This window comes from Streptomyces sp. A012304 (assembly GCF_026008495.1).
Taxonomy (GTDB): domain Bacteria; phylum Actinomycetota; class Actinomycetes; order Streptomycetales; family Streptomycetaceae; genus Streptomyces.
The window spans coordinates 1-22,402 of the sequence record NZ_BQUN01000144.1 but is presented as its reverse complement, the minus strand read 5'-3'; the positions used below and the strand labels follow the sequence as shown (position 1 = coordinate 22,402).

Sequence of the window (22,402 nt, the reverse complement as noted above, 5' to 3'; positions counted from 1 at the left end):
CATGCGGAAGATACTCGTCGTCGGAGCCGGCCAGTCCGGACTCCAGCTCGCCCTCGGCCTTCAGTCGCACGGGTACGAGGTCACCCTGATGTCCAACCGGACCGCGGACGAGATCCGCTCCGGGCGGGTCATGTCGACGCAGTGCATGTTCCACACGGCACTCCAGCACGAGCGCGACCTCCAGCTGAACTTCTGGGAGTCCCAGGCCCCGAAGATCGAAGGAGTCGGCATCTCCGTGGCCGCCCCGGGCTCGCACGACCCGGGCCCCACCCAGCGCGTGATCGACTGGCTGGGCCGGCTCGACGGGTTCGCCCAGTCGGTCGACCAGCGCGTGAAGATGGCCGGCTGGATGGAGACCTTCGCACAGCGCGGCGGCCAGCTCGTGATCCACGGCGCGGCCGTCTCCGACCTCGACTACTTCTCCCGCACCTACGACCTCGTCCTCGTCTCGGCGGGCAAGGGCGAGCTGGTGCAGATGTTCGCCCGGGACCCGGAGCGGTCCCCGTACAGCGAACCGCAGCGCGCCCTCGCCGTGTCGTACGTCCACGGACTGGGCCCGCGCCCGGAGCACCCGGACACGGAGGCGGTCCGCTGCAACCTGGTGCCCGGTGTCGGCGAGCTGTTCATCATGCCGACCCTGACCACCTCCGGCCGTGCCGACATCCTGTTCTGGGAGGGCATACCCGGCGGCCCGCTCGACGTCTTCAACGGCGTCAAGGACCCGGCGGAGCACCTCTCCCTGACCCTGGGACTCATGGAGACGTTCACGCCCTGGGAGTACGCGCGGGCCACCAAGGTCGAACTGACCGACGCGGGCGGCGTGCTGTCCGGCCGCTACGCCCCCACCGTCCGCAACCCGATCGGCCGGCTGCCCGGCGGCGGCCTGGTGCTGGGCGTCGCCGACGTGGTCGTCGCCAACGACCCGATCACCGGCCAGGGCTCCAACTCGGCGTCCAAGTGCGCGGCCGCGTACCTCGCCGCCATCCTCGAGCGCGGGGAGAAGGAGTTCGACGAGGAGTGGATGCGGGCCACGTTCGACCGGTACTGGGACACCGCGCGGCACGTCACCAAGTGGACCAACGCGATGCTGGCTCCGCCGCCGGAGCACGTGCTGAACCTGATCGGCGCGGCGGGTCAGATCCAGCCCGTGGCTGATCGTTTCGTCAATGCCTTCGACGACCCCGCGGACCTCGAGAACTACTTCTACGAGCCGGCCAAGACCGAGGCGTACCTGGCCGGGGCGGTGGGTGCCTAGTCACGCTCGGGGGCGCGGGGTGCCGGTGGCCGGTGCGGCGTTTCCTGCGTCGCCTTGACGGGCTGGTCCGGGCGTACCGCTCCGAGGATCGGGCTGGACGCGATCGGTGAGATCTTGATCTTCTCGCCGGCGCGGGGAGCGTGGACCACCTGGCCCTTGCCGATGTACAGGGCCACGTGGGTGGCCTCGGGGAAGTAGATCACCAGGTCGCCGGGGCGCAGCCGGTTCAGTGGGACCCGCGCCAGGCGGGCCCACTGTTCCTGGCTGGTGCGGGGGATCGGGGAGCCGGCGGCCCGCCAGGCCTCGGACGTCAGGCCCGAGCAGTCGAAGGAGTCCGGACCCTCCGCGCCCCACTCGTACGGCTTGCCGAGCTGCCGCATGGCGTAGCGGACCGCGCGGTCGCCCGTGCGGGAGGGGCCCCGGTCGTCGCTCAGCGCGCCGGAGGCCACCAGACTCCGCTGGGCCTTGGCGACGCCGCCGCGCTCCAGCTCGGCGAGCGCGGTGAGCTGGGCGGCGGTGAGGGAGGCGAGGAGTTTCTCCACGGCGTCCAGCCGGCGGCGTACGTCGTCGCGTTCCTTCTTGCGGCGCTCGGTGAGGGTGAGCTGGTCGTCGAGGGCCGCGCGGGCCCGGCGGGCCAGGTCGTCGGCTCTGCGTTCGCTGCCCTCCAGCCGCCCCACCGTCTCGGCCCGCTCCCTGGCCAGCTGTCCGATCACATGGCCCTGGTCGAGGGCGTGCTGCGGATCGCGGGCGAGCAGCAGCCGTACGTAGGGGGAGATGTCGGTGCTGTCCTGGTACTGCTGGCGGGCGAGCCGGCCGGCCGCGCCCCGGCTCTCGTGCAGCGACAGCCGGGTCCTCGTCAGCTCGTCCCGCAGCCGCTCGGCCTCGGCCCGGCGCGCCGTCAGCTTCTCCTCGGTGGCGTTGTAGGTCTCCGTCGCCCGCTCGGCCTCCCGGTACAGCCGCTGAAGGTCCGTCAGCAGCGCGGCCACCGACCGCTCACCGGGCGGTTCGGGGGGATCGGGTACGGCACCCGCGACGCCCTGGGTCAGCAGGGTCTGGGCGGCCAGCGCCGTGGTGCAGACCGTACCGACCAGACGCAGCAGTCTTCCTGACACGTCATCACCTCCGCTGCGGGGCGGCCCCTCCACCCCGCAGGGCGAGCATCAGACGTGTCCGCGCGGTCCGCGCGCCGGGCGTGCGCGGTTCGGACCAACCAGGTCACCCGTCGGTGTCGTCCCGCTTGCCGCCCGGCGTGGCGTCGGGCTTGGACCACGGCCAGCGCGGTCGGCGGCTCGCGGCGCCCTCGGGGTCGTACTCGTACTTCCAGCCCCGCGGCAGGCCCAGCTTCGCGCTGTGCCCGCGCGGCACACGCCGGTAGACCAGGACGGTCGGCGGGCCGCCGGCCGCGTCGGGGACGGGGATGCGGTACGTCTTCGGCGGCTGGCCCGTCGGGCCCAGCAGCACGGGCAGCACCCGTCCGTCCATCGGGCCGCCCTCGAAGGGGGTGTCTTCGCTCTTCACGGCACCAGTGTCGATCAGGTCTCCGCCGCGAGCGCACCCCGGACCACCTCGGCGGTCTGGGTGTCCCGCGCCGCGGTCACCGTCAGGACGGCGACGAACTGGTCCACGAGCCAGTCCCGCAGCTCCTCGGCGGGCGGCTGCTTGTCCTCGTCGAGCCAGATCAGCGAGGCCGCCTCCACGGCGGTGATCCACATCCGGACGGTCATCCGCAGCCGGGGCCCGGGGGCGGCGACGCCCAGGTGGCTGTAGATGTGCTCGGCCGCGTCCCGCCGTACGCCGTCCACGATGGCCGTCGTACGGGAGGTCTCCACGACGCTGCCGCCCTGGAGGAGGGCGCTGAAGCCGGTGTCGTGCTGGTCGACGAAGGTCAGGTAGCGGTCCAGGGCGCGGGCGAGGCGGGGGAGCAGGGGGCCGTCGTGGGGTTCGTCGAAGCAGTGCCGCAGCTCCTCGGCGGCGGACCGCAGCGCGGCCTCGTACAGCTGCTGCTTGCCGCCGGGGAAGTACCGGTAGACCAGCGGCCGTGACACCCCGGCCGCCTCCGCGACGTCGTCCAGCGAGACGTCCTCGGGGGCGCGGTGCGCGAAGAGCTCGAGCGCTGCGGACAGCAGCTGTCTGCGACGCTCCTCGACGGACAGACGTCGGTAGGCGGGGGCGGCGGGGGTCATGACGTGCAGCGTAATCGCCCGCCCCCGCCGCGCGCCTACGCCAGCAGCCCCGACGACCGCCACAGGCGCCGCCCGACGCCGCGCAGCACCCCGATGTCGTCCAGGAAGTCGGTCAGCCGCTTCGCTCCGGTCTGCATCACCTCGCGGCGGTGCGCGCTGGCCCGCACCTGGGCGACGGCCTCCCGCCTGTCCAGGCCGACGTTGGTGTAGACCTCGGGGTTGACGAAGGCGACCGAGAAGACGCGGGCGAACTCCCCGGAGGTGACCCGGGTGAACTCCTGCGACCACTTCGGGGCGGTCACCATCTGGCGGCGCAGTTCCTCGCGGGCGTAGCGCACATGGCGGGCCTCCTCCACCACGTGGATGCGGGTGACGCCCCGGATCAGGGGCTGCACCCGCTCGTCGGGGAAGGTGAGCCGCTGCATCCAGTCGAGGACCTCCTCACCCAGCAGCGTGGCCGTGAAGGAGCCGGGGGTGGTGGAGACCGTCTTGAACAGGCGGCCGAGCTGCTGGTGCACACGGCTCACCGGGTACCAGGGCGTGTCGCCGCGCGTGATCAGCCGGGCGAACATCTTGGAGTGCCGGCACTCGTCCTCGATCTCGGTCAGCGCGTAGCGCACATGCGCGCTGGTGGCCGCCTTGTCGTAGATGTGCCGGACGAGCAGCTGCATCAGGATGATCTCGAACCAGATGCCGAGCGAGGCGAGCGCCGCCGCCTCGTGCCGGGACAGCAGGATCCGCTGTTCCTCGCTCATCCGCTTCCACAGCGGGGTGTCGTACAGCGACACCAGCTCGGGCGGCCAGAACCACTTGCCCTCCTCGAAGGGCGCGTCCCAGTCCAGCTCCTCGTCGGGGTCGAAGGAGTGCTTGGCGGAGGAGGCGAGCAGCCGTTCGGCCACCTGCTCCCGGTCCTTGAGCAGCCCGAGCGCGTCGCGCAGGACGGCCGACGCGTCGGCTTCGGAGAGGGTCGTCATGGCTCTTTATGAGACTGCTTGTCAGCAAGCCGGTCAAGCCCTCGTACGACACTTGTTGACTCCGCGTCTACCGTGTGCGCCGTGCGAGACTGGCCCGCCGGGGAGCCGTCAGGGGGGAGAAGCCGAGTGAGCACCGCGTCAGGGGACACCGCGCCGCACCGCGCCGCCGCGCGCCGCAGCCTGGAGGGCCTGGCCCTCGGGGACGCCTTCGGGGAACGCTGGTTCCCGCTCTTCCGGGACCCGCGCCAGGCCTACCAGGAGGTCCGCGCCCGCCGGACGCCCGAGGAGCCGGACTGGCACTGGACCGACGACACCGCGATGGCGCTCGGCCTGCTCCGGGTGCTGGACCGGTACGGCGAGGTACGGCAGCGGGAGCTGGCCCTCGCCTTCGCGCTCGGCCACGATGCCGACCCGGGCCGCGGCTACGGCCACGGCATGCACGACCTGTTGCCCCGGGTGCTCCAGGAGCCGGACCGCTGGCGGGAGTTCGCACGGGACCTGTTCGGCGGGCAGGGCAGCCTCGGCAACGGCGCGGCGATGCGGGTGGCGCCGCTGGGCGCCTGGTTCCACGCGGACCTCGCCCGGACCGTCGAGCAGGCCACCCGGTCCGCCGAGGTCACCCACGCCCACCCCGAGGGCGTCGCCGGCGCGGTCGCCGTGGCCGTCGCGGCCGCGCTCTCGGCGCGCGGCCGGCTGGACATCGCCGAGGTCGCGGCACTGACCCCGGACAGCGCCACACGCGAGGGACTCGTCCGGGCCGCGGCCCTCCCCTTCACCACCGAGCCCTGGCAGGCCTCGGACGTCCTCGGCAACGGTCAGCGCGTCCGCGCCGACGACACCGTCCCCTTCGCCGTCTGGTCCGCCGCCCGCCACCCCGACGACCTGGTCGCCGCCCTGTGGACCACGGCCGAGGGATTCGGCGACGTCGACACGACCTGCGCGATCACCGGCGGTGTCGTCGCCGCGCGCACCGGCGTCGACGCCGTACCGGCCGACTGGCTGCGACGGCGCGAACCACTGCCCGGGAGAGGGGAACGGGGAGGGGAACCGGGGGGGAGAACCGGGAGGAGAACGGAGAGGAGAACACCCATGACGGCCGCCCACGAGAAGCCCGTGCCGGTGCTGCGCGTGCGCAACACCGGCGGGGAACTGCTGGAACTCGTCCTCGAACCGTACGGCAGCGACCACTGGCTGCGGCCCGGCGAGACCTTCGTCGTCTGGGCGATCGGCCCCCGGGACGACGGCCTGTTCGAGGTGGAGCACGAGCCGGGCACCGTGACGGTGATCGCCGCCGCGTCCGCCTACGTCGGTGACGCCGACGGCAACGAGATCGAGTGCGGCCACAACCGGCCGCGCGGCGCCCGGCCGTACTGGCTGGACCTCGCTAGACCGAGCACCCCAGGTCCTCGGGCACCGCGAGGCTGACCGGCTCCGCCCCCTGCGCCGGGAACGACGTGCGCAGCGTGAAGGCGTAGGGGGTCGGGCCGTGGGCGCGCAGATGGAGCAGCCGGGCCTCGGCCTCCGCGACGGTCGGCCGGTGGCCCGCCGGGACCCACCACAGGGCCGTCATCGCCTCCCGCACCCGCTCGAACCACTCGCGCCGACGGGAGAGCATCTCGCGGTGGCGGCCCTGGTACATGTACGCCGTCAGGGCCTCGGGGTCCCGCCACACCGTCATGTTGACGATCAGCCAGTCGTCCCCGAAGACACGGACGTCCGTCGCGTCACCGCTCTCCGACTGCAACCGCCACACGAACCCGTCCGCGGCCTCCGCGTCCGCGTTGACCGGTTCGAGGGCGTCCACGAAGTCCTTCAACTCCGGTGAATCGAGCGGGAACTTGAGGCGGGAGATGTTGACCTGGGCGAGTTCGAGAGGAGCTGCGGCGTCAGTCATGCGCGCGAAGGTATGACGGACCTGACACGCATGTGAACCCCCGTCTCACGGCACGGACGTGAACCCCGGTCTCATGAAGTGAGCACCGCCTCCATCACCGCCCGCGCGATGGGTGCCGCCACCCCGCCCCCGGTGATGTCCCGCCGGTTCGCCGCCGCGTCCTCCACCACCACCGCGACCGCGACGTCCGGCTCCGCGCTCCGCGCGCCCCGCGCCCACGACACGAACCAGGCGTACGGGATACCGGCGTTGCCGATGCCGTGCTGGGCGGTGCCGGTCTTGCCGCCGACGGTCGCGCCGGGGATCGCGGCGTTGGTACCGGTGCCCCTGCGGACCACGTCCGTCATCAGCTCCCGCAGCCGCATCGCCGTCGCCGGGTGCATCGCCTGCCGCACCGGCCGCGACCCGGCCGTGGCGAGGACCGCCCCGCCGCGTCGCGTCGTGCGCTCCACCAGGTACGGGGTGCGCACCTGGCCGCCGTTGGCGACGGCCGCCGCGACCATCGCCATCTGGAGCGGAGTGGCCCGCGTGTTGTACTGCCCGATCGAGGACAGCGCCAGCTGCGCCCTGTCCAGCGAGGTGTCGAAGGTGCTCGGCGCCACGGAGAACGGGATCCGCAGGTCCGCCGCGTTGAACCCGAACGCCTCCGCCGTGGCCGCCATGTCCCTCAGCCCCACGTCCACGCCGAGCTTGGCGAACACCGTGTTGCACGACCAGCGGAAGGCCTCCCGCAGCGACAGGTCCGCGCACCCCTCCGACTCGTTGGTCAGGCGCGTCGTCGTCCCGGGCAGCCGGTAGGGCGCGGGGGAGTCGGTCGGCGCGTCCAGGTCCCGGACCACGCCCGCGTCCAGCGCCGCCGCCGCGGTGACCACCTTGAACGTCGACCCCGGCGGATACGTCCGGCGCACCGCCCGGTTCAGCATCGGCCGGTCCGGATCGCCGTTGAGCCGCGCCCACGCCCGCTCGGCCTCCGGCCCGTTCCCGGAGAGCACGGAGGGGTCGTACGACGGCATCGACACCAGCGCCAGGATCCGCCCCGTCGACGGCTCCACCGCCGCGACCGCGCCCTTGCGGCCGGCCAGCCCCCGGTACGCCGCCCGCTGGGCCCGCGCGTCGAGGGTGGTCACCACGTCGCCGCCGGCCGGGCGGGCCCGGGTGACGTCGTGGAACACGGGCAGCGGCGAGAGCAGCGGATCCGTGCCGGAGAGCAGGGCGTCCTCGGTGTGCTCCAGGAACGTCGTCCCGTACAGCTGAGAGGCGAAACCCGTCACCGGCGCGTACAACGGGCCGTCGGTGTACGTGCGTTCATGGCGCAGCTGCTCCCCGGTGTCCCGGGAGCCGGTCACCGGGGCGCCGCCGACCAGGATGTCCCCCCGGGGCTGCGCGTAGCGGGCGATGGACGCGCGCCGGTTGGCCGGGTTGTCGTCGTAGCGGGCGGACTCGACGACCTGGACGCGGGCGGCGTTGACGAGGAGGGCCACCAGCAGCAGGACGGAGAAGACGGCCGCGTGCCGGATGTGACGGGTCATCGCACGCTCCCCCGAGGTCTCGCGCGGGTCCCTTCCCGGCGTACGGTCTCCTTTTCGTCGGGCGGGCGCCGCGCCGAGTCGCTCGCCCGGATCAGCAGCGCCACGATCGCCCAGTTGGTGACGACCGACGAGCCGCCCTGCGCGAGGAACGGCATCGCCATGCCGGTCAGCGGGATCAGGCCGGTCACCCCGCCCGCGATGACGAAGACCTGGAGCGCGACGATCGAGGCGAGACCCACGGCGAGCAGCCGGCCGAAGCCGTCGCGCAGGGCGAGACCGGCCCGGTAGCCGCGCTCCACCAGCAGGCCGTAGAGGAGGAAGAGGGCCGACAGGCCGGCCAGGCCCAGTTCCTCGCCCGCCGTCGCCAGGATGAAGTCGGACTTCACGGCGAAGCCGATGAGGACGGAGTGGCCGAGGCCCAGGCCGGTGCCGAGCACGCCGCCGGCGGCGAAGGAGAACAAGGACTGCGCGAGCTGGTTGGGGCCCCGGCCCTCCTCGATCGACGCGAACGGGTGCAGCCAGTCCTCGACCCGGCTGTGCACATGCGGCTCCAGCCAGCCCACGGCGACCGCGCCGAGCGAGGCGAGCAGCAGACCGACCGCGATCCAGCCGGTGCGGCCGGTGGCGACGTACAGCATGACCACGAACAGGCCGAAGAAGAGCAGCGAGGTGCCCAGGTCGCGTTCGAGGACCAGCACGCCGACGCTCAGCAGCCAGATCGCGACGATCGGGCCGAGCACCCGGCCGGTGGGCAGCTGCATGAACCAGATCCTGCGGCCCGCGTAGGCGAGCGCCGGGCGGTTGGCCGCCAGGTACGCGGCGAAGAACACCGCGAGCAGCACCTTCGCGAACTCGCCCGGCTGGATGGAGAACCCGGCGATCCGGATCCAGATGCGGGCGCCGTTGACCGCCGGGAAGAAGATCGGCAGCGTCAGCAGGGCGAGCGCGGCGGCCACGCTCACGTACCCGTACCGCTGGAGCACCCGGTGGTCGCGCAGCGCCGCCACCACCGCGATGAACAGCGCCACGCCCAGCGTCGACCAGACCAGCTGCGTGGGCGCCGCCCGGTCGTCCGGGGTCTCCAGGTCCAGCCGGTAGATCAGCACCAGGCCGATGCCGTTGAGCAGCACGGCGATCGGCAGCAGCAACGGATCGGCGTACGGCGCGCGCAGCCGCACCGTCAGATGTGCCAGCAGCGCGAGCACGCCGAGCCCGGCGCCGTAGCCGGCGGCGCCGGGCGGGACGGTGCCGGCCCTGGCCAGCCCGACGGCGCAGTAGCCGTACACCGACAGCAGGACGGCGAGGACGATGAGGGCGAGTTCGATGCCACGGCGCCGGGGGAGGCGTACCGCCGGGGCGGGGGCGTCGACCGTCACCGCGATGGCTTCGGCTCCGGCTCTCGTCATGTCCGGAACTTACCCAAATGGGGCTCCTTGTGAGCCTTGGAAGGATCTTCGGTTCAGTAGCACCACCGGGGCGTCGGGCCGAGGTCGCGGATGTAGCGCGCCGAGCCCCAGGCCCAGGTGCCGTTCGTGAGCAGGTACCACTGGTTGTTGCCGTCGACCGACTGGCCGATGGTCTTGCAGTAGATCGTGACGACATCGCCGCGGTTGACGACCCGGATCACCTGGCTGCCGCGGTTCGGCGCGCTGCGCAGGAGCAGCTGGTTCGCGGTGACGACGCCCTTGTAGAGGCGGGCGTGGGTCTGGCTGCCGCCGAAACCGTTGGCTTCGCCGTTGCCGCCGAAGCCGCCGTTTCCGCCGAGGTCGTCGTTGCCGCCGAAGTCACCGTTTCCGCCGAAGTCGCCGTTCGCGTCCCCGTTGCCGCCGAAGCCGTTGCCGCCGTTCGCGTGGCCGTTTCCGCCGCCACCGTTGCCGCCGTTGCCGCCGAAGCCGTTCGCCTGGCCGTTGCCGCCGTTGCCGTTTCCGCCCCCACCGTTGCCGCCGAAGCCGTTGCCGCCGTTCGCGTGGCCGTTTCCGCCGCCGCCGTTGCCGCCGTTGCCGCCGAAGCCGTTCGCCTGGCCGTTTCCGCCGTTGCCGTTGCCGTTGCCGTTTCCGCCGAAGCCGCCGTTCGCGTGGCCGTTGCCGTTGCCGCCCCCACCGTTGCCGCCGTTTCCGCCGAAGCCGTTGGCCTGGCCGTTGCCGTTCCCGCCGGTTCCGTTGCCGTTGCCGTTCCCACCGGTTCCGTTGCCGTTGCCGTTCCCACCGGTTCCGTTGCCGTTCCCGTTGCCGTTGTTGAAGCCGCCGGCGCTGTTGGTGCCGTTGCCGCCGCCGTTGTTCCCGTTCCCTCCGCCGTCGTCGTTCGCGGCGGCGGGAACGACGGCGGCCGTGGTGGCGAGTGCGCCGGCGGCGGTGGCTATGGCGACACGGGTGAGGGCGGTGCGCAGGGACATGGGGTACCTCCAGGAGGGGCAAAGCTGACTTACCGCCACATTAGGAGCGGCGCGCGCTGGACGCCCGTCACGCTGGGCCATCGGAGAGCCGGAGTCGCCGTGAGGCGTCGCTCAGTCGGCGCGGCCGGTCTGCGCCGGAGGGGTCTGAGGAAGCGTCAGGGTGGCCACCGCTCCGCCGTCCGGGGCGTTGGCGAAGGTCAGGCGGGCGCCCAGGACCTCCGCCTGGCCGACCGCGATCGTCAGGCCCAGCCCGTGGCCCCGCGCCCCGCCCTCGGTGCGGAACCGCTGCGGCCCGTGGGCCAACAGGTACTCCGGATAGCCGTCCCCGTGGTCCCGTACGGTCACCACCGGCCCGTTCACCGTCAGCAGCACCGGCGCCCGACCGTGCCGGTGGGCGTTGGAGACCAGGTTGCCCAGCACCCGCTCCAGCCGCCGCCGGTCGGTCTCCACCCGCGTGTCCCGCACGAGGGCGATCCGCGTGTCGGTCCCCGACGCCCGCACCACCCGCCCGGCCAGCGCGCCCAGCTCCTCGCTGTCCACCTCCAGCCGCTCCCGCCGGGTGTCCAGCCGGGAGATCTCCAGCAGGTCCTCGGTGAGCGAGCGCAGCGCCGCCACCCGGTCGCGCACCAGCTCCGTCGGCCGGCCCGGCGGCAGCAGCTCGGCCGCCGCGTGCAGCCCGGTCAGCGGGGTGCGCAGTTCGTGCGCCACGTCGGCGGTGAAACGCTGCTCGCTCAGCAGTTTGCCCTGGAGCGAGGCCGCCATCGAGTCGAGGGCGGCGGCGACGGCGGCCACCTCGTCCTGCGGACGCGTCCGGTCCCTCGTCCGGGGATCGCCCACGCGCGCGTCCAGGTCACCGGCGCGGATCCGCCGCGCCACCCGCGCGGTGGTGTGCAGCCGCCGGGTCACCCGGGTCACCGCGAACGCGCCGACCAGCAGCGTCGCCCCGATCGCCAGCGCCGACGACCACAGGATCGCGCTGTCCAGGCCCTCGATGGTGCGCGCCTGCTGGCCGTAGTCGACGGCCACCGCCAGCGCCCGGCCGCCGTCGGCCGGTCCTGCCGCCCACATCGTGGGCCGGCCATGGTGGTCGGCGACCATCGTGCCGCGCTCCCCGGCCACCGCCAGCTCCCGCAGCGCCGTCGGCAGCCCCTCCGGATCCACGCCGGCCCCCGGCCGCAGCGTGTCCCCGGCCTCGTACGCCTCCGTGGCGTCCGTCAGCCGGGACAGTGCCAGGTCACGGGCTTGGCCGACGGTCTGGTCGGTCACCTGCACATGCACCAGCACGCCCAGCAGCGCCGCGAGGGCGCAGCACATCACGGTGATGAAGACGGCCGCCTTCACGGCCAGCGTCCCGGCCCACCGGGGCAGGACGGGTCTCATCGCCCGCTCGCCGAGCGAGAGGGCGAGGGGGAGGGCGAGGACGAAGGGGAGGAGCCCGGGCCGGGGGCGCGGCCGTCGGAGCGCAGCATCTCGTCGTGCGTGAGCAGCATCGCCTTCCGCTCCGGGTCCCAGGTCCACTGGAGGCGGTACTCGTACTCCGCGAGGTCGGACGGCGAGCGGATGATCACCGACCGTCCGGCCAGCTCGACCGAGCTGACCGCGTCCTCCCAGGCCATCACCCGCACCAGCCGGTGCCGGTCGGCGGTGTACACGCGGACGGCGGTCAGATCGCCCGGCAGCAGCCGGAAGCCCAGCGTCAGATCGGGCCGTCCGTCGCCGGTCAGATCGCGGTAGTACGGCTGGAGGACGGGGCACCGGCTCGCGGCGGTGGTGCCCACGCCCCGCGCGCAGTCGGCGATCCGGCGCACGGTGTCGCGGTAGGGCGCCTTGTCGCCCTCGTAGTCGTCCGGGTTCGCCTCGATCTCGGCGCGCACCAGCGCCACGGGATCGACCTGCCGCACGTCGTCGCCGGGTACGGTGACGCCCTTGATCGTCTCCGTGTCGGCCTCGTCGAGGTCCCAGGCCGGGCTGGACGCCGGTGTCAGCTGCGGCCAGAGCCGCGCCGGGCTGATCGCGGTCGGCGTCGGCCCGGCCCCGCGCAGCCCGCCGGCGTCACCGCAGGCCGTGGCCGCCGACCCCAGCAGGGCGACGGCGGCGAGGGCGAGGACGGTACGGCTGGGGGACACGGGGCTCCTGTGATCACGGTGGCGTCGGCCCGTACACCTTATTCGCGGGGAAGTCCTTTTTTGCGGGCCAGATCCGAGCGGACGGCGGCCGGACAGGCGGAACGACCACCCGGGGCAGGTCGGGCACGAACGATCACCCGGCCAGAGCCCGCCCGGGCGGGACGATCACTCGGCCAGCTCCTCCAGCAGCCTGGCCGTCGACAGGCCCGCCCGGAGGTACTCGACGAACAGCTCGTTGTGCAGGGCCCACGGCGAGCGCCGCGACCGTATCAGCCGGATCGCCTCCTCGGCCGAGCGGCCCTGGCGCACCAGCGCCTGGGCGACCACCAGGCCCGAGCGGTTGTAGCCGTGCCAGCAGCGCACGAGGACGGTGCAGCCCTCCTCCAGCGTCTCGGCCGCCGCCTGCGCCAGCCGCATCACCCCGGCGAGCTGGGTGCCGTCCAGCCGGCCGTCGGGGATCGGCCACACATGGTGCCGTACGCCCTGGTCGGGCCCGTGTCCGGGCAGCCGCAGCAGGGTCTGGACGAGATCGAACTCGCTCCGTACGACGGCGGTCTCCCGCTGCCCGGCGCGTCCCCGGAACTCGTGTCCGCCCATCCACAGGCCGGGCACGATCTCGTTCCACGGGGCGTCCGGAGCGGGTACGTCGGGTTGCTTCCTGCGGGTCCGCAACGGCGCCTCCAACCGCGCTCCCTGGGACTGCCCAACTCCCTCCAAAGGTAGCCGCCTTCTTGCCCGAGGAGCACCCCTCCTGGTCCCATGGTCGTGGGGTGATGGTCATGAGTGGACTGCGCGTCATACCGACCTGGCGCCACGGCCAGGAACGGCTCTACGTCTGCCTCACGGACGGCAGCAACATCGCCTGGTACGACCGTGAGGCCGCCCGGGTCAACGTGATCGGCGACGACCGCAGAGAGGACGTCCTGGAGGCGCTCGGCCCCTTCCTGACCAGCCCGGTCACGGTGGGCCCGCCGCCCGTCCCCACGCCCGCCGAGCTGGCCCGGCTCGCCCTCCACCCGGACGACGACCTGGCCCCCAACCGCCCCGGCGAGGCCCTGCTGATCGCCCTGGAGCGCGACCCGGGCCACGGTCCCCGGCTGCGGCCCGACCCGCGCCGTCGCGCGCTCACCGCCGAGCAGACGGTCGGCACGGCCCTGGACCGGCTGGACGGCGCCGGCTGGCACATCCTGCACTCGGTCCCGCTGCCCGGCGGTGACCGCATCCACCACCTCGCCATCGGCCCCGGCGGTCTGTTCGCCGTCCACGCCCTGTACGCCCACAGACAGCGGGTCCTGGTCAGCGACCCGACGGTCGCACTGGGCCGCCGCGACCCGACCCCGCTCCTGCGCCGCGTCCGCGCCGACGCCGACCGCGCCTCCCACGCCCTGACCGCCGAGGTCCGCCCGGTGCTGGCCCTGGTGGACCCGGCCGACCTGCGGATCGCGGCGCCCCCGCGCCAGGTCCGCGTCCTGCGCGACACGGACCTCGGGGAGCTGGCCCGTCTGGGCGGCGTGCTCAAGCCGGCGGACGTGGAGGGCCTGCACGCGATGGCACGCGACCGGGGGACGTGGACCTCCGGCGGCTGAGCCGACCGGCCGGGCGGTGCTGCGGTGGCGTGTGTGACGGTCAGGGCACCGCTCCCGCCACCTCCGCGTCGAACAGCGGGGCGAGCAGGTCGCCGTCGTGCCGTACGCGGTCCATGACGTCCTCCGCCCGGAACGCCAGCCGCTCCGCGGTCCCGCACTCCTCGACCTCCTCCCAGGTCACCGGCGCCGACACGGTGGGCTCCGGCCGGGCCCGCAGCGTGTAGGGCGTGGCGGTGGTCTTGCGGGCCGCGTTCTGGCTCCAGTCGACGAACACCTTCCCCGGCCGCAGGCTCCGCGTCATCCGGTGCAGGGCCAGCCGGGGCATGGCCCGCTCCGCCTCCACCGCCAGCCGCTTGGCGTACTCGGTGACCTGTTCGGACGACGCCCCGCGCACCGCCGCCAGCAGATGCAGCCCCTTCGCACCGGAGGTCTTGGCGTACGCATCGATGCCGTCCGCCGCGAGCCGCTCCCGCAGCCACAGCGCGACCTCGCAGCAGTCGACGACGGTCGCGGGCGGCCCCGGGTCGAGATCGAAGACGATCCGGTCGGCCTCCTGAGGGTCCTGTGCCTGGATCACCCACTGGGGCGTGTGGAACTCGGTGACGAGGTTCGCCGCCCACATCAGGCTCGCCAGGTCCTGCACGAGCACCATCCGGGCCGGGCCCTCCGCCCGTGGCACCTCGGCGGTGGTCACCCAGTCGGGGGTGCCCGGCGGCACGTTCTTGGCGAAGAAGAGCTGGCCGTCGGGGCCGTCCGGGTAACGCAGGAAGGACAGCGGCCGGTCCCGCAGATGGGGCAGCAGGGCGTCGGCGACCGTGGCGTAGTAGTGCAGCACCTCGCCCTTGGTGAAGCCGGTCGCCGGATACAGCACCTTCTGGAGATTGCTGAGCGCGAGCCGTCGCCCCTCCACCTCTGTGATCGGCGTCATACGATGAGAATCACACGAAACCGGTACATACCGGTACCGATCGCATCGGTCTCCGCGACGTCCGCCATGGTCAGGAAAGGTGCTGCACGTGCGATCCATATGGAACGGCGCCATCTCCTTCGGTCTCGTCAGCATCCCGATCAAGCTGGTGAACGCCACCGAGAGCCACTCGATCTCCTTCCGTCAGATCCACACCGAGGACGGCGGCCGCATCCGCTACCGCAAGGTCTGCGAGCTGGAGGACCGCGAGGTGAGCCAGGCGGAGATCGGCAAGGGGTACGAGGACGCGGACGGCACGATCATCCCGATCACCGACGAGGACCTGTCCCATCTGCCGATCCCGACGGCGAAGACGATCGAGATCGTCGCTTTCGTGCCGGCCGACCGGATCGACCCGCTCCAGATGGACGCCGCGTACTACCTCCAGGCGGGCGGCGCGCCGGCGGCCAAGCCGTACACCCTGCTGCGGGAAGCGCTCAAGCGCAGCAACAAGGTCGCGATCACCAAGTACGCCCTGCGGGGCCGGGAGCGCCTGGGCATGCTGCGCGTCGTCGGGGACGCGATCGCCATGCACGGCCTGCTCTGGCCGGACGAGGTCCGTGCGCCGGAGGGCGTCGCCCCGGACGCCTCCGTCACCGTCCGCGACAAGGAGCTGGACCTCGCGGACGCCCTGATGGACACCCTCGGCGAGGTCGACCTGGACGACCTCCACGACGAGTACCGGGAGGCCGTGGAGGAGGTCGTCGCCGCCAAGGCGGCCGGCGAGGCACCTCCCGAGGCCCCGGCCCCCGCCGCCGGCGGCAAGGTCCTGGACCTCATGGCGGCCCTGGAGAACAGCGTCCGGGCGGCGAAGGAGTCGCGCGGGGAGGAACCGGCGGACGTCACCTCCCTCTCCCCGCGCCCGTCGGCCCGCACGGCCCCCAAGGAGACCGGCGGCAAGAAGTCCACGGCCGCGAAGAAGACGGCGGCCTCCACCTCGACGAGGAAATCGACGGCGAAGTCGACGGCGAAGTCGGCCGAAGGCGCGAAGAAGACGACGGCGGCGAAGAGCACGGCGAAGAAGACGGCGACGAAGAAGACACCCGCGAAGAAGACGGCGTCCCGCAAGCGGACGGCTTGAGCGGGATCCGGGTCACCGAGGGCGGACGGGTCGAAAGCGCGGTTCTACCGCCGCAGGACGCGGGCGCGAAGCTCCAGCAGGTCGACGCAGTCACGCAGTTCAGGCCGTGGCAGCCCCGCCTGCTCGCGCATCACCGCGATGGCCTGGATGTGGCGGCCGTCGGCGATCAGGCCGTCCACCTCTGCCCGCGTCCCGACCGGCAGCCTGCTCCACAACGCGTCATCCACACTCCCATTGAACCGGGCGAACGCCCGTAGCCGCAGGGCGGCAGCCGCGATACCGAAGGGCCGCCCGCCTCAGACGGCTCCCTCCAGGGACGCCTCCTGCGCGCCCTCCGTCGCGGCCTGCCCGGTCGGCCGCCGCCGGTGGGCGACGAGAACCGTGCCCACCCCCAGCGCCATCGCCGGCCACACCGGGAACCGTCCGCCGTGTGCGAAGCCGTGCCCGGCGAAGTGCACCAGCGCCCACCCGCTCAGGGCGAGGCCGGTCCACAGGGGCCAGGTCCGCCGCAGACCCGAGGCGTTCGGCCGGGCGCCGACGTCCAGGGAGGCGAGCCGCCGCTCCATGGGCCACAGCAGCCGTACGACACCCACCAGGACGACTCCGAGCAGCAGCAGCCACGGCACCCGCCACCCCCACCAGGCCGCCGACCCGAACGCGGGCTGGGGAGCGAGGCCGGTCAGGTAGAAGGCGGCGGCGAGCACCAGCACCGGCAGCATGTGCCACAGGTACAGGGTCATGGAGGCGGCCCCCGTCACCCGTACCGCCCGCCACACCCGCTCCCGCTCCAGCAGCCGCCGCACCCGGGGCGCGACGAGCAGGCACAGGCCCACCTGGGCGACCGCCCACGCCAGCATCGCCGCCGACGGCGGGTTGGTGTTGCTGGGGTCCTGACCCGTCACCAGGATCAGGCTGACCGGGAACGGCCCGAACCCGACGAGCGCGGCGAAGCCGGCCCCGCCGCCCACCGCCAGGGCGGCCGGCAGCGACCGCGTCCCGCCCACCAGGCCGTCCCGCCAGCAGAAGCCGAGCTGGTAGACCACGCCCCACACGAGCACGTAGTTGAGCGTCCCGACGTACGGAGCGTCCGCCGCCACGTCCAGGACGCCGACGAGCAGGGCCACGGCACCCATCCCCGCCGGGACGGCCGGACCCCACCGCCGGTGCAGCGCGTGCAGCGCCGGGGTGAGCGCGCTGAGCAGCAGATACACCGGCAGGAACCAGAACTGCATGGCCATCGCCCAGCCCACCAGCGCCAGCGTGGCCGGATCCACCCCGACCGCCGCGCACACCCCGACGGCCGTGAGCACCGGCCCGCTGTACACCCCGGCCGGCAGCAGCAGCCGTACCGCCCGCTGCCCCACCCACCCGGCGACGGTCCCGCCGGCCGCCCGCGCTCGCGTCCAGGAGCCCGCGGCCGCGTATCCCCCGGCGAGGAAGAACAGCGGCATGATCTGGAAGCCCAGGGTCAGCCACTGCGTCCAGGGGATCGTCGCCAGCAGCTCGGGCGCGCCGATCTCCCCGTCGGGGTGCCGGACCAGACCGGTGATCAGCCAGTGCCCCGCCACCACGAGCAGGATCGCCCACGCGCGCAGGAAGTCCACGTACCGGTCTCGGCTCATGCCCCGCATGCTCCCGCATCCCCGACTCCCGCACACCGAAAGGCCCTTGTCGCAACCAACCCGTGCCCGGCGCGCAACCGTCCGCCGCGCTCATCCTCTTGACCGTGTCTATGTTACCGGTAACATCGATCTCCGTCCGGAGCTGGATCCGTCCCTCGCCCACACCGTCGTGGGCCGTTCCCTGGAGTCCGCGTGACCGACCGATCGACCGCGCGTCGCGCCCCCACCCCACCGGCCACCCCCACTCCCACCCCCGCTCCCACTCCCGTCTTCACCCGCTCCGCCGTGGCCGCCTCCTGTGTCGGCTTCGTCCTCATCGGTGCCCTTCAGGCCCTCTACGGACCCGCGATCCCGGCGCTGCGTGAGGAGTTCGGCCTGTCGCCCTCGGCCGCCGGACTCGCCCTGAGCGCGCACTTCATCGGCGGCGTGGCCGGCGTGCTCCTCTTCGACCGCCTGTACGGCCGTACCGGCAACCGCCGGATCCTCGGCGCCTCGTACCTGCTGATGGCGGCGGGAGCGGCGGGCTTCGCGCTGGCGCCGAACTGGCCGACGGCCCTGGCGGCGGCCCTGCTCGCCGGGCTCGGCTTCGGCGGCATCGACTACGGCCTCAACCAACTCTTCGCCACGGGCTTCGGCCACCGTTCCGCCGCACTGCTGAACATCCTCAACGCCCACTTCGGCATCGGCGCGATCCTCGGCCCCGCCCTGATCGGCGCGGCCGGCGCCGACCACTACCCGGCGGTCTTCCTCGCCTTCGCGCTGGCCAACCTGCCGCTGCTGCTCTGCCTGAAGGGCGTACGGGACCGGACGCCCCAGCCGCGGGAGTCGGGGACCGCCACGGCGGGCACCGGGCCGCTGGCCCGCAGTCTGGCCTCGGTCCTCGCCGTCTTCGTCACCCTCTACGTCCTGCACGTCGGCATCGAGGCCGGCGTCGGCGGCTGGGAGCCCACCCATCTGGAGAGCGTCGGCTACGGCGCCGGTCTCGCCGCCACCGCCACCTCCGTCTACTGGCTGATGATGACCGTCGGCCGCTTCCTGGTCGCCCCGCTCGCCCTGCGCTTCTCGGCCCAGGCCATCATCACCGTCTCCTGCGCCGGCATGACGGTCTGCCTGCTGCTGGCCGCCGTGCCGTCCCTCGCGCCGTACGCCTACGCCGGTGTCGGCCTCTTCATCGCGCCGATCTTCCCGACCGGTCTGCCCTGGCTGCACCGGGCGGTGCCCAAGGCCCTGCGGGCCGGTGCCGTCGTCATCGCCGCGTCCATGGTGGGCGGGGTGGTGGCCGGGCCGGCGCTCGGCAAGGTCATCGAGTGGTCCGGCATCAGAGCCGTACCCCTGCTCCTGTCCGCCGTGTCGGCCGTCTGCCTGGCGGCGACCCTGTGGCTGACCCGTAAGACACGCCCGGGGCCGGACGCTGAGACCCTGCGGCCGTCGAGTCGCTGAGCCCCTGCGGCCGTCAGGTCGCTGAGAACCCGCAGCCGTCGAGTCGTCGAGCCGTCGAGTCGCCGGGACGCCGTGGCCGGCCCGCCGCCTGCGCGCCCGCCCGGTCGCTGAGACCCGTGGCCGCCCGGCCGCCTCCGCGTCCGTCGGGTCGCTGAGCCCCGTGGCCGCCGCCCCGCCCGGTCGCTGAGACCTGCGGCCGCCCCGCCGCGTCCGCGCCCGTCGCCCCCCGGGGGGTTGTGGCCGGACGCGCCGCCCCCCCACCTCCGCCCCAGAAGGGACCCCATGCCCGCCCTGACCACGAACTCCGACGGCTTCCTCCTGCACGGTGCGTCGTTCCGCGTCCTCTCCGGTGCGCTGCACTACTTCCGGGTCCACCCCGACCAGTGGCCCGACCGTCTCCGCAAGGCCCGGCTGATGGGCCTGAACACGGTGGAGACGTACATCCCCTGGAACCTGCACCAGCCGGAACCCGGCACGCTCGTCCTCGACGGCCTCCTCGACCTGCCCCGCTTCCTGGGCCTGGCCGGCGCCGAGGGCCTGAACGTCCTGCTCCGCCCGGGTCCGTTCATCTGCGGCGAGTGGGACGGCGGCGGCCTGCCGCACTGGCTCACCGCGGACCCCGCCCACGCCGACATCCGGCTGCGCAGCAGCGACCCCCGCTTCACCGACGCCGTCGACCGCTATCTCGACCTGCTGCTGCCCCCGCTCCTGCCGCACATGGCCGCGTCCGGCGGCCCCGTCATCGCCGTACAGGTGGAGAACGAGTACGGGGCCTACGGCGACGACACCGCCTACCTCAAGCACCTGGAGGCCGCCCTGCGCTCCCGCGGTGTCGAGGAACTCCTCTTCACCTGCGACCAGGCCGACCCCGCGCACCTCGCGGCCGGCAGCCTCCCCGGCCTCCTCACCACCAGCACCTTCGGCAGCCGCGTCGACCGCTCGCTGGCCCGGCTGCGCGAGCACCAGCCCGAAGGGCCGCTGATGTGCGCCGAGTTCTGGATCGGCTGGTTCGACCACTGGGGCGGCCCGCACCACGGCCGGGACGCCGCCGACGCGGCCGCCGACCTGGACCGGCTGCTGTCCGCCGGCGCCTCCGTCAACATCTACATGTTCCACGGCGGCACCAACTTCGGCTACACCAACGGCGCCAACCACCACCACACCTACGCGCCCACCATCACCTCCTACGACTACGACGCCCCCCTCACCGAGAGCGGCGACCCCGGCCCGAAGTACCACGCCTTCCGCGAGGTGATCGCCCGTCACTTCCCGGTCCCCGACGAACCGGCTCCCGCCCCCTCCCTCAAACTCCCCGCCACCACAGTCGAGTTGGACCGGCGCGCACCCCTGCTGCCGCTCGCCGGACCGCCCGTGCACGCCCCCGCCGACCCCCTGACCGCCGACGACCTCGGCCTGCGCGCCGGATACGTCCTCTACCGCACCACCGTGCCGACGGCCGGAGCCGGCGTACTGCACTTCACCGGCGGCGTCGGCGACCGCGCCCAGGTCTTCCTGGACGGCGCCCCGGCCGGCGTCCTGGAACGCGAGCGGCAGGAGGAGGCCCTGCCCGTGCGCGTCCCGCGCCCCGGCGCCGTCCTGCACGTCCTCGTCGAGAACATGGGCCGCGTCAACTACGGGCCCCGCATCGGCGTCCCCAAGGGCCTGCTCGGACCGGTCGCCCTCGACGGCACCCCGCTGCACGGCTGGGACTGCCACCCGCTGCCCCTGGACGGCGTCCCGGACACCGTCCACTTCGCCCCCGCCGGGACCACCACCTGCGCCGAACCCGCCTTCCACCACGGCACCTTCGAGGTCACCACCCCGGCCGACACCTTCCTCTCCCTCCCCGGCTGGACCAAGGGCCAGGCCTGGGTCAACGGCTTCCACCTGGGCCGCTACTGGAACCGAGGGCCCCAGCGCACCCTGTACGTCCCCGCGCCCGTGCTGCGCCCCGGCGCCAACGACCTCGTCCTGCTCGAACTGCACGCCACCACCGCCACCCGCGCCCACCTCGTCGACACCCCCGACCTCGGACACCCGGAGCACTCCTGATGCCCCACCGGCACCACCTGCGCCTGCCGGCGGGGGAGCGGCGGCTCGTGCTGAGCATCCTCCCGGCGCACCCGGCCGCCGCGGTGCACGTCCCCGAGGAGACCACCCCGGGCGTCGCCGAGGTGCGCCACGCCGAGTGGATCACGAGGAGGACCTGGACCCTGGGCCCGGCCCGACCTCCGCCGCCACCTCACCGTCCCCCTCCGCCACGGCCCGACCTCCGCCACCGTCCCCACCCCGGCCTATCCTGTGGACCCGTCGGACCCCGGCCGGGGTGGGGATAGGGTCCGGGGAGCGGACCAGGTGAGAAGTCCGGGGAGCGGAAGAAGAGCAGGCAGATGACCCCAAGCGCCGCCGACAGCCCGGCGACCAAGGGACGCAGCCGTCGTAACTTCGCGGGGGCGCGCCCCGTGATGGACGACGTGGCGAAGCTGGCCGGCGTCTCCAAGCAGACGGTCTCCCGGGTGCTGAACGACCACCCGGCGGTCCGTCCCGAGACCCGGGAAGCGGTCCGCACGGCCATGCGCGCCCTCGGCTACCGCCCCAGTCGCAGCGCCCGCTCACTGGCCAGCGGCAGGACCCGGATGCTCGGCGTCATCTCCTTCGACGCCGCCCGCTACGGCCCGGCCTCCACCCTGACCGCGATCAACACCGCCGCCCAGGAGGCCGGATACCTGATCAGCTCCATCGCCCTGGACACCGCCGACCGCGACACGGTCGTCCAGGCCGCGGACCGGCTGTCGGCGGAGGGCGCGGACGGCGTCATCGCGATCGCCCCGCAGCTGTGGGTGGCGAAGGCGCTGGCGGAGGCCCGTCTGGACACCCCGCTGGTGGTCCTGGACAACGACCTCGGTGACGGCACCCCCGTCGTCACCTCCGACGCCCGCACCGGCGCCCGCAAGGCCACCGAGCACCTGCTGGCCCTCGGCCACACCACCGTCCGGCACGTGGCGGGCCCGAGCGGCTGGACCGCGGCGGACCGCCGGGCGGAGAGCTGGCGGCAGACCCTGAAGGCGGCCGGCGCGCCCGTCCACGCGCCCATGCCCGGCGACTGGAGCGCCGACTCCGGCTACGACCTCGGCCGCCGCCTCGCCCGCGACCCGGACGTCACCGCCGTCTTCGTCTCCAACGACCAGATGGCCCTGGGCGTCCTGCGCGCCCTGTACGAAGCGGGCCGCGGCGTCCCGGACGACGTCAGCGTGGTCGGCTACGACGACATCCCCGAGGCCGCCCACTTCCTCCCGCCGCTGACCACGGTCCGCACCGACTTCACCGACATCGGCACCCGCTCCCTGCACGTC

Annotated in this window: 20 protein-coding genes and 1 pseudogene; 7 read left to right on the top strand and 14 right to left on the bottom strand. The window is 73.5% G+C overall.

All coding sequences use genetic code 11. The features are described 5' to 3' along the window. Position 1 precedes the first annotated feature (1 nt). Positions 2-1,255 (top strand): styrene monooxygenase/indole monooxygenase family protein, encoded by a 1,254-nt coding sequence (locus ALMP_RS34790; protein WP_264935746.1) that lies wholly within the window; start codon positions 2-4, stop codon positions 1,253-1,255. On the opposite strand, the gene ALMP_RS34785 is transcribed toward ALMP_RS34790, so the two are convergent. The 4 genes from ALMP_RS34785 to ALMP_RS34770 form a co-directional block, all read right to left on the bottom strand. After that, entirely contained in the window at positions 1,252-2,367 is a 1,116-nt protein-coding gene (locus ALMP_RS34785) for a C40 family peptidase (RefSeq protein ID WP_264935745.1), read from the bottom strand. The two genes, ALMP_RS34790 and ALMP_RS34785, sit on opposite strands and share 4 nt — an antisense overlap. Positions 2,368-2,470: 103 nt before the next feature. After that, the gene (locus tag ALMP_RS34780) at positions 2,471-2,773 is read right to left on the bottom strand and encodes a hypothetical protein (RefSeq protein ID WP_264935744.1); all 303 of its coding nucleotides are present in this window, start codon (positions 2,771-2,773) and stop codon (positions 2,471-2,473) included. Positions 2,774-2,787: 14 nt separating this feature from the next. Next, the gene (locus ALMP_RS34775) at positions 2,788-3,438 is read right to left on the bottom strand and encodes a TetR/AcrR family transcriptional regulator (RefSeq protein ID WP_264935743.1); all 651 of its coding nucleotides are present in this window, start codon (positions 3,436-3,438) and stop codon (positions 2,788-2,790) included. Between the two features lie 35 nt (positions 3,439-3,473). After that, a complete protein-coding gene (locus tag ALMP_RS34770; RefSeq protein ID WP_264935742.1) occupies positions 3,474-4,412 on the bottom strand; it encodes a diiron oxygenase in 939 nt (312 codons plus the stop codon). Positions 4,413-4,538: 126 nt separating this feature from the next. Here ALMP_RS34770 and ALMP_RS34765 point away from each other — a divergent pair. Beyond that, positions 4,539-5,435 (top strand): annotated as a pseudogene (locus ALMP_RS34765) (ADP-ribosylglycohydrolase family protein); the annotation flags it as partial. A 361-nt stretch (positions 5,436-5,796) separates the two neighbouring features. Here the strand turns inward: ALMP_RS34765 and ALMP_RS34760 are convergent. From ALMP_RS34760 to ALMP_RS34730, 7 genes are all read right to left on the bottom strand, one after another. Further along, on the bottom strand, positions 5,797-6,306 hold the full coding sequence (locus ALMP_RS34760; RefSeq protein WP_264935740.1) for a DUF3291 domain-containing protein: 510 nt from the start codon (positions 6,304-6,306) through the stop codon (positions 5,797-5,799). A 71-nt stretch (positions 6,307-6,377) separates the two neighbouring features. Next, positions 6,378-7,835 carry a penicillin-binding transpeptidase domain-containing protein gene (locus tag ALMP_RS34755; protein ID WP_264935739.1) on the bottom strand — a complete coding sequence of 486 codons (1,458 nt, stop codon included), beginning with the start codon at positions 7,833-7,835 and terminating at the stop codon, positions 6,378-6,380. Continuing rightward, the gene (locus ALMP_RS34750; RefSeq protein WP_264935738.1) at positions 7,832-9,241 is read right to left on the bottom strand and encodes an FtsW/RodA/SpoVE family cell cycle protein; all 1,410 of its coding nucleotides are present in this window, start codon (positions 9,239-9,241) and stop codon (positions 7,832-7,834) included. The genes ALMP_RS34755 and ALMP_RS34750 overlap by 4 nt, the downstream gene beginning before the upstream one ends. A gap of 53 nt (positions 9,242-9,294) precedes the next feature. Then, complete coding sequence (locus ALMP_RS34745) at positions 9,295-10,227, bottom strand: SH3 domain-containing protein (RefSeq protein ID WP_264935737.1); 933 nt, start codon at positions 10,225-10,227, stop codon at positions 9,295-9,297. A 111-nt stretch (positions 10,228-10,338) separates the two neighbouring features. Continuing rightward, complete coding sequence (locus ALMP_RS34740) at positions 10,339-11,607, bottom strand: ATP-binding protein (RefSeq protein WP_264935736.1); 1,269 nt, start codon at positions 11,605-11,607, stop codon at positions 10,339-10,341. Next, the gene (locus ALMP_RS34735) at positions 11,604-12,353 is read right to left on the bottom strand and encodes a hypothetical protein (protein ID WP_264935735.1); all 750 of its coding nucleotides are present in this window, start codon (positions 12,351-12,353) and stop codon (positions 11,604-11,606) included. The genes ALMP_RS34740 and ALMP_RS34735 overlap by 4 nt, the downstream gene beginning before the upstream one ends. A 165-nt stretch (positions 12,354-12,518) precedes the next feature. Next, entirely contained in the window at positions 12,519-13,025 is a 507-nt protein-coding gene (locus ALMP_RS34730; protein ID WP_264935734.1) for a protein phosphatase, read from the bottom strand. Between the two features lie 107 nt (positions 13,026-13,132). Between ALMP_RS34730 and ALMP_RS34725 the strand changes: the two genes are divergently transcribed. Further along, a complete protein-coding gene (locus tag ALMP_RS34725) occupies positions 13,133-13,939 on the top strand; it encodes a nuclease-related domain-containing protein (protein WP_264935733.1) in 807 nt (268 codons plus the stop codon). Between the two features lie 40 nt (positions 13,940-13,979). Here the strand turns inward: ALMP_RS34725 and ligD are convergent, their stop codons facing one another. Then, entirely contained in the window at positions 13,980-14,867 is an 888-nt protein-coding gene (gene ligD / locus ALMP_RS34720) for a non-homologous end-joining DNA ligase (protein ID WP_264935732.1), read from the bottom strand. Between the two features lie 79 nt (positions 14,868-14,946). On the opposite strand from ligD, the gene ALMP_RS34715 reads away from it, so the two are divergent. Beyond that, complete coding sequence (locus ALMP_RS34715) at positions 14,947-15,987, top strand: Ku protein (RefSeq protein ID WP_264935731.1); 1,041 nt, start codon at positions 14,947-14,949, stop codon at positions 15,985-15,987. A gap of 44 nt (positions 15,988-16,031) precedes the next feature. Here the strand turns inward: ALMP_RS34715 and ALMP_RS34710 are convergent, their stop codons facing one another. Then, positions 16,032-16,214, bottom strand: coding sequence for a hypothetical protein (locus ALMP_RS34710; protein WP_264935730.1), 183 nt, complete (start codon positions 16,212-16,214; stop codon positions 16,032-16,034). A gap of 69 nt (positions 16,215-16,283) precedes the next feature. Further along, positions 16,284-17,609, bottom strand: coding sequence for an acyltransferase (locus ALMP_RS34705; protein WP_264935729.1), 1,326 nt, complete (start codon positions 17,607-17,609; stop codon positions 16,284-16,286). 192 nt (positions 17,610-17,801) lie between these two features. Between ALMP_RS34705 and ALMP_RS34700 the strand changes: the two genes are divergently transcribed. From ALMP_RS34700 to ALMP_RS34690, 3 genes are all read left to right on the top strand, one after another. After that, a complete protein-coding gene (locus ALMP_RS34700; RefSeq protein ID WP_375803574.1) occupies positions 17,802-19,049 on the top strand; it encodes a sugar MFS transporter in 1,248 nt (415 codons plus the stop codon). A 282-nt stretch (positions 19,050-19,331) separates the two neighbouring features. Next, entirely contained in the window at positions 19,332-21,101 is a 1,770-nt protein-coding gene (locus ALMP_RS34695) for a beta-galactosidase (RefSeq protein WP_264935728.1), read from the top strand. A 338-nt stretch (positions 21,102-21,439) separates the two neighbouring features. Next, the coding region (locus ALMP_RS34690) for a LacI family DNA-binding transcriptional regulator (protein ID WP_264935727.1) at positions 21,440-22,402 on the top strand (963 nt) is incomplete at its 3' end.

What these genes read in the sequence shown, in the direction of transcription:
- ALMP_RS34790 (WP_264935746.1), top strand. Translation starts at nt 2, where the DNA reads ATGCGGAAGATACTCGTCGTCGGAGCCGGCCAGTCCGGACTCCAGCTC.
- ALMP_RS34775 (WP_264935743.1), bottom strand. Translation starts at nt 3,438, where the DNA reads ATGACCCCCGCCGCCCCCGCCTACCGACGTCTGTCCGTCGAGGAGCGT.
- ALMP_RS34770 (WP_264935742.1), bottom strand. Translation starts at nt 4,412, where the DNA reads ATGACGACCCTCTCCGAAGCCGACGCGTCGGCCGTCCTGCGCGACGCG.
- ALMP_RS34760 (WP_264935740.1), bottom strand. Translation starts at nt 6,306, where the DNA reads ATGACTGACGCCGCAGCTCCTCTCGAACTCGCCCAGGTCAACATCTCC.
- ALMP_RS34755 (WP_264935739.1), bottom strand. Translation starts at nt 7,835, where the DNA reads ATGACCCGTCACATCCGGCACGCGGCCGTCTTCTCCGTCCTGCTGCTG.
- ALMP_RS34750 (WP_264935738.1), bottom strand. Translation starts at nt 9,241, where the DNA reads ATGACGAGAGCCGGAGCCGAAGCCATCGCGGTGACGGTCGACGCCCCC.
- ALMP_RS34745 (WP_264935737.1), bottom strand. Translation starts at nt 10,227, where the DNA reads ATGTCCCTGCGCACCGCCCTCACCCGTGTCGCCATAGCCACCGCCGCC.
- ALMP_RS34740 (WP_264935736.1), bottom strand. Translation starts at nt 11,607, where the DNA reads ATGAGACCCGTCCTGCCCCGGTGGGCCGGGACGCTGGCCGTGAAGGCG.
- ALMP_RS34725 (WP_264935733.1), top strand. Translation starts at nt 13,133, where the DNA reads ATGAGTGGACTGCGCGTCATACCGACCTGGCGCCACGGCCAGGAACGG.
- ligD (WP_264935732.1), bottom strand. Translation starts at nt 14,867, where the DNA reads ATGACGCCGATCACAGAGGTGGAGGGGCGACGGCTCGCGCTCAGCAAT.
- ALMP_RS34705 (WP_264935729.1), bottom strand. Translation starts at nt 17,609, where the DNA reads ATGAGCCGAGACCGGTACGTGGACTTCCTGCGCGCGTGGGCGATCCTG.
- ALMP_RS34695 (WP_264935728.1), top strand. Translation starts at nt 19,332, where the DNA reads ATGCCCGCCCTGACCACGAACTCCGACGGCTTCCTCCTGCACGGTGCG.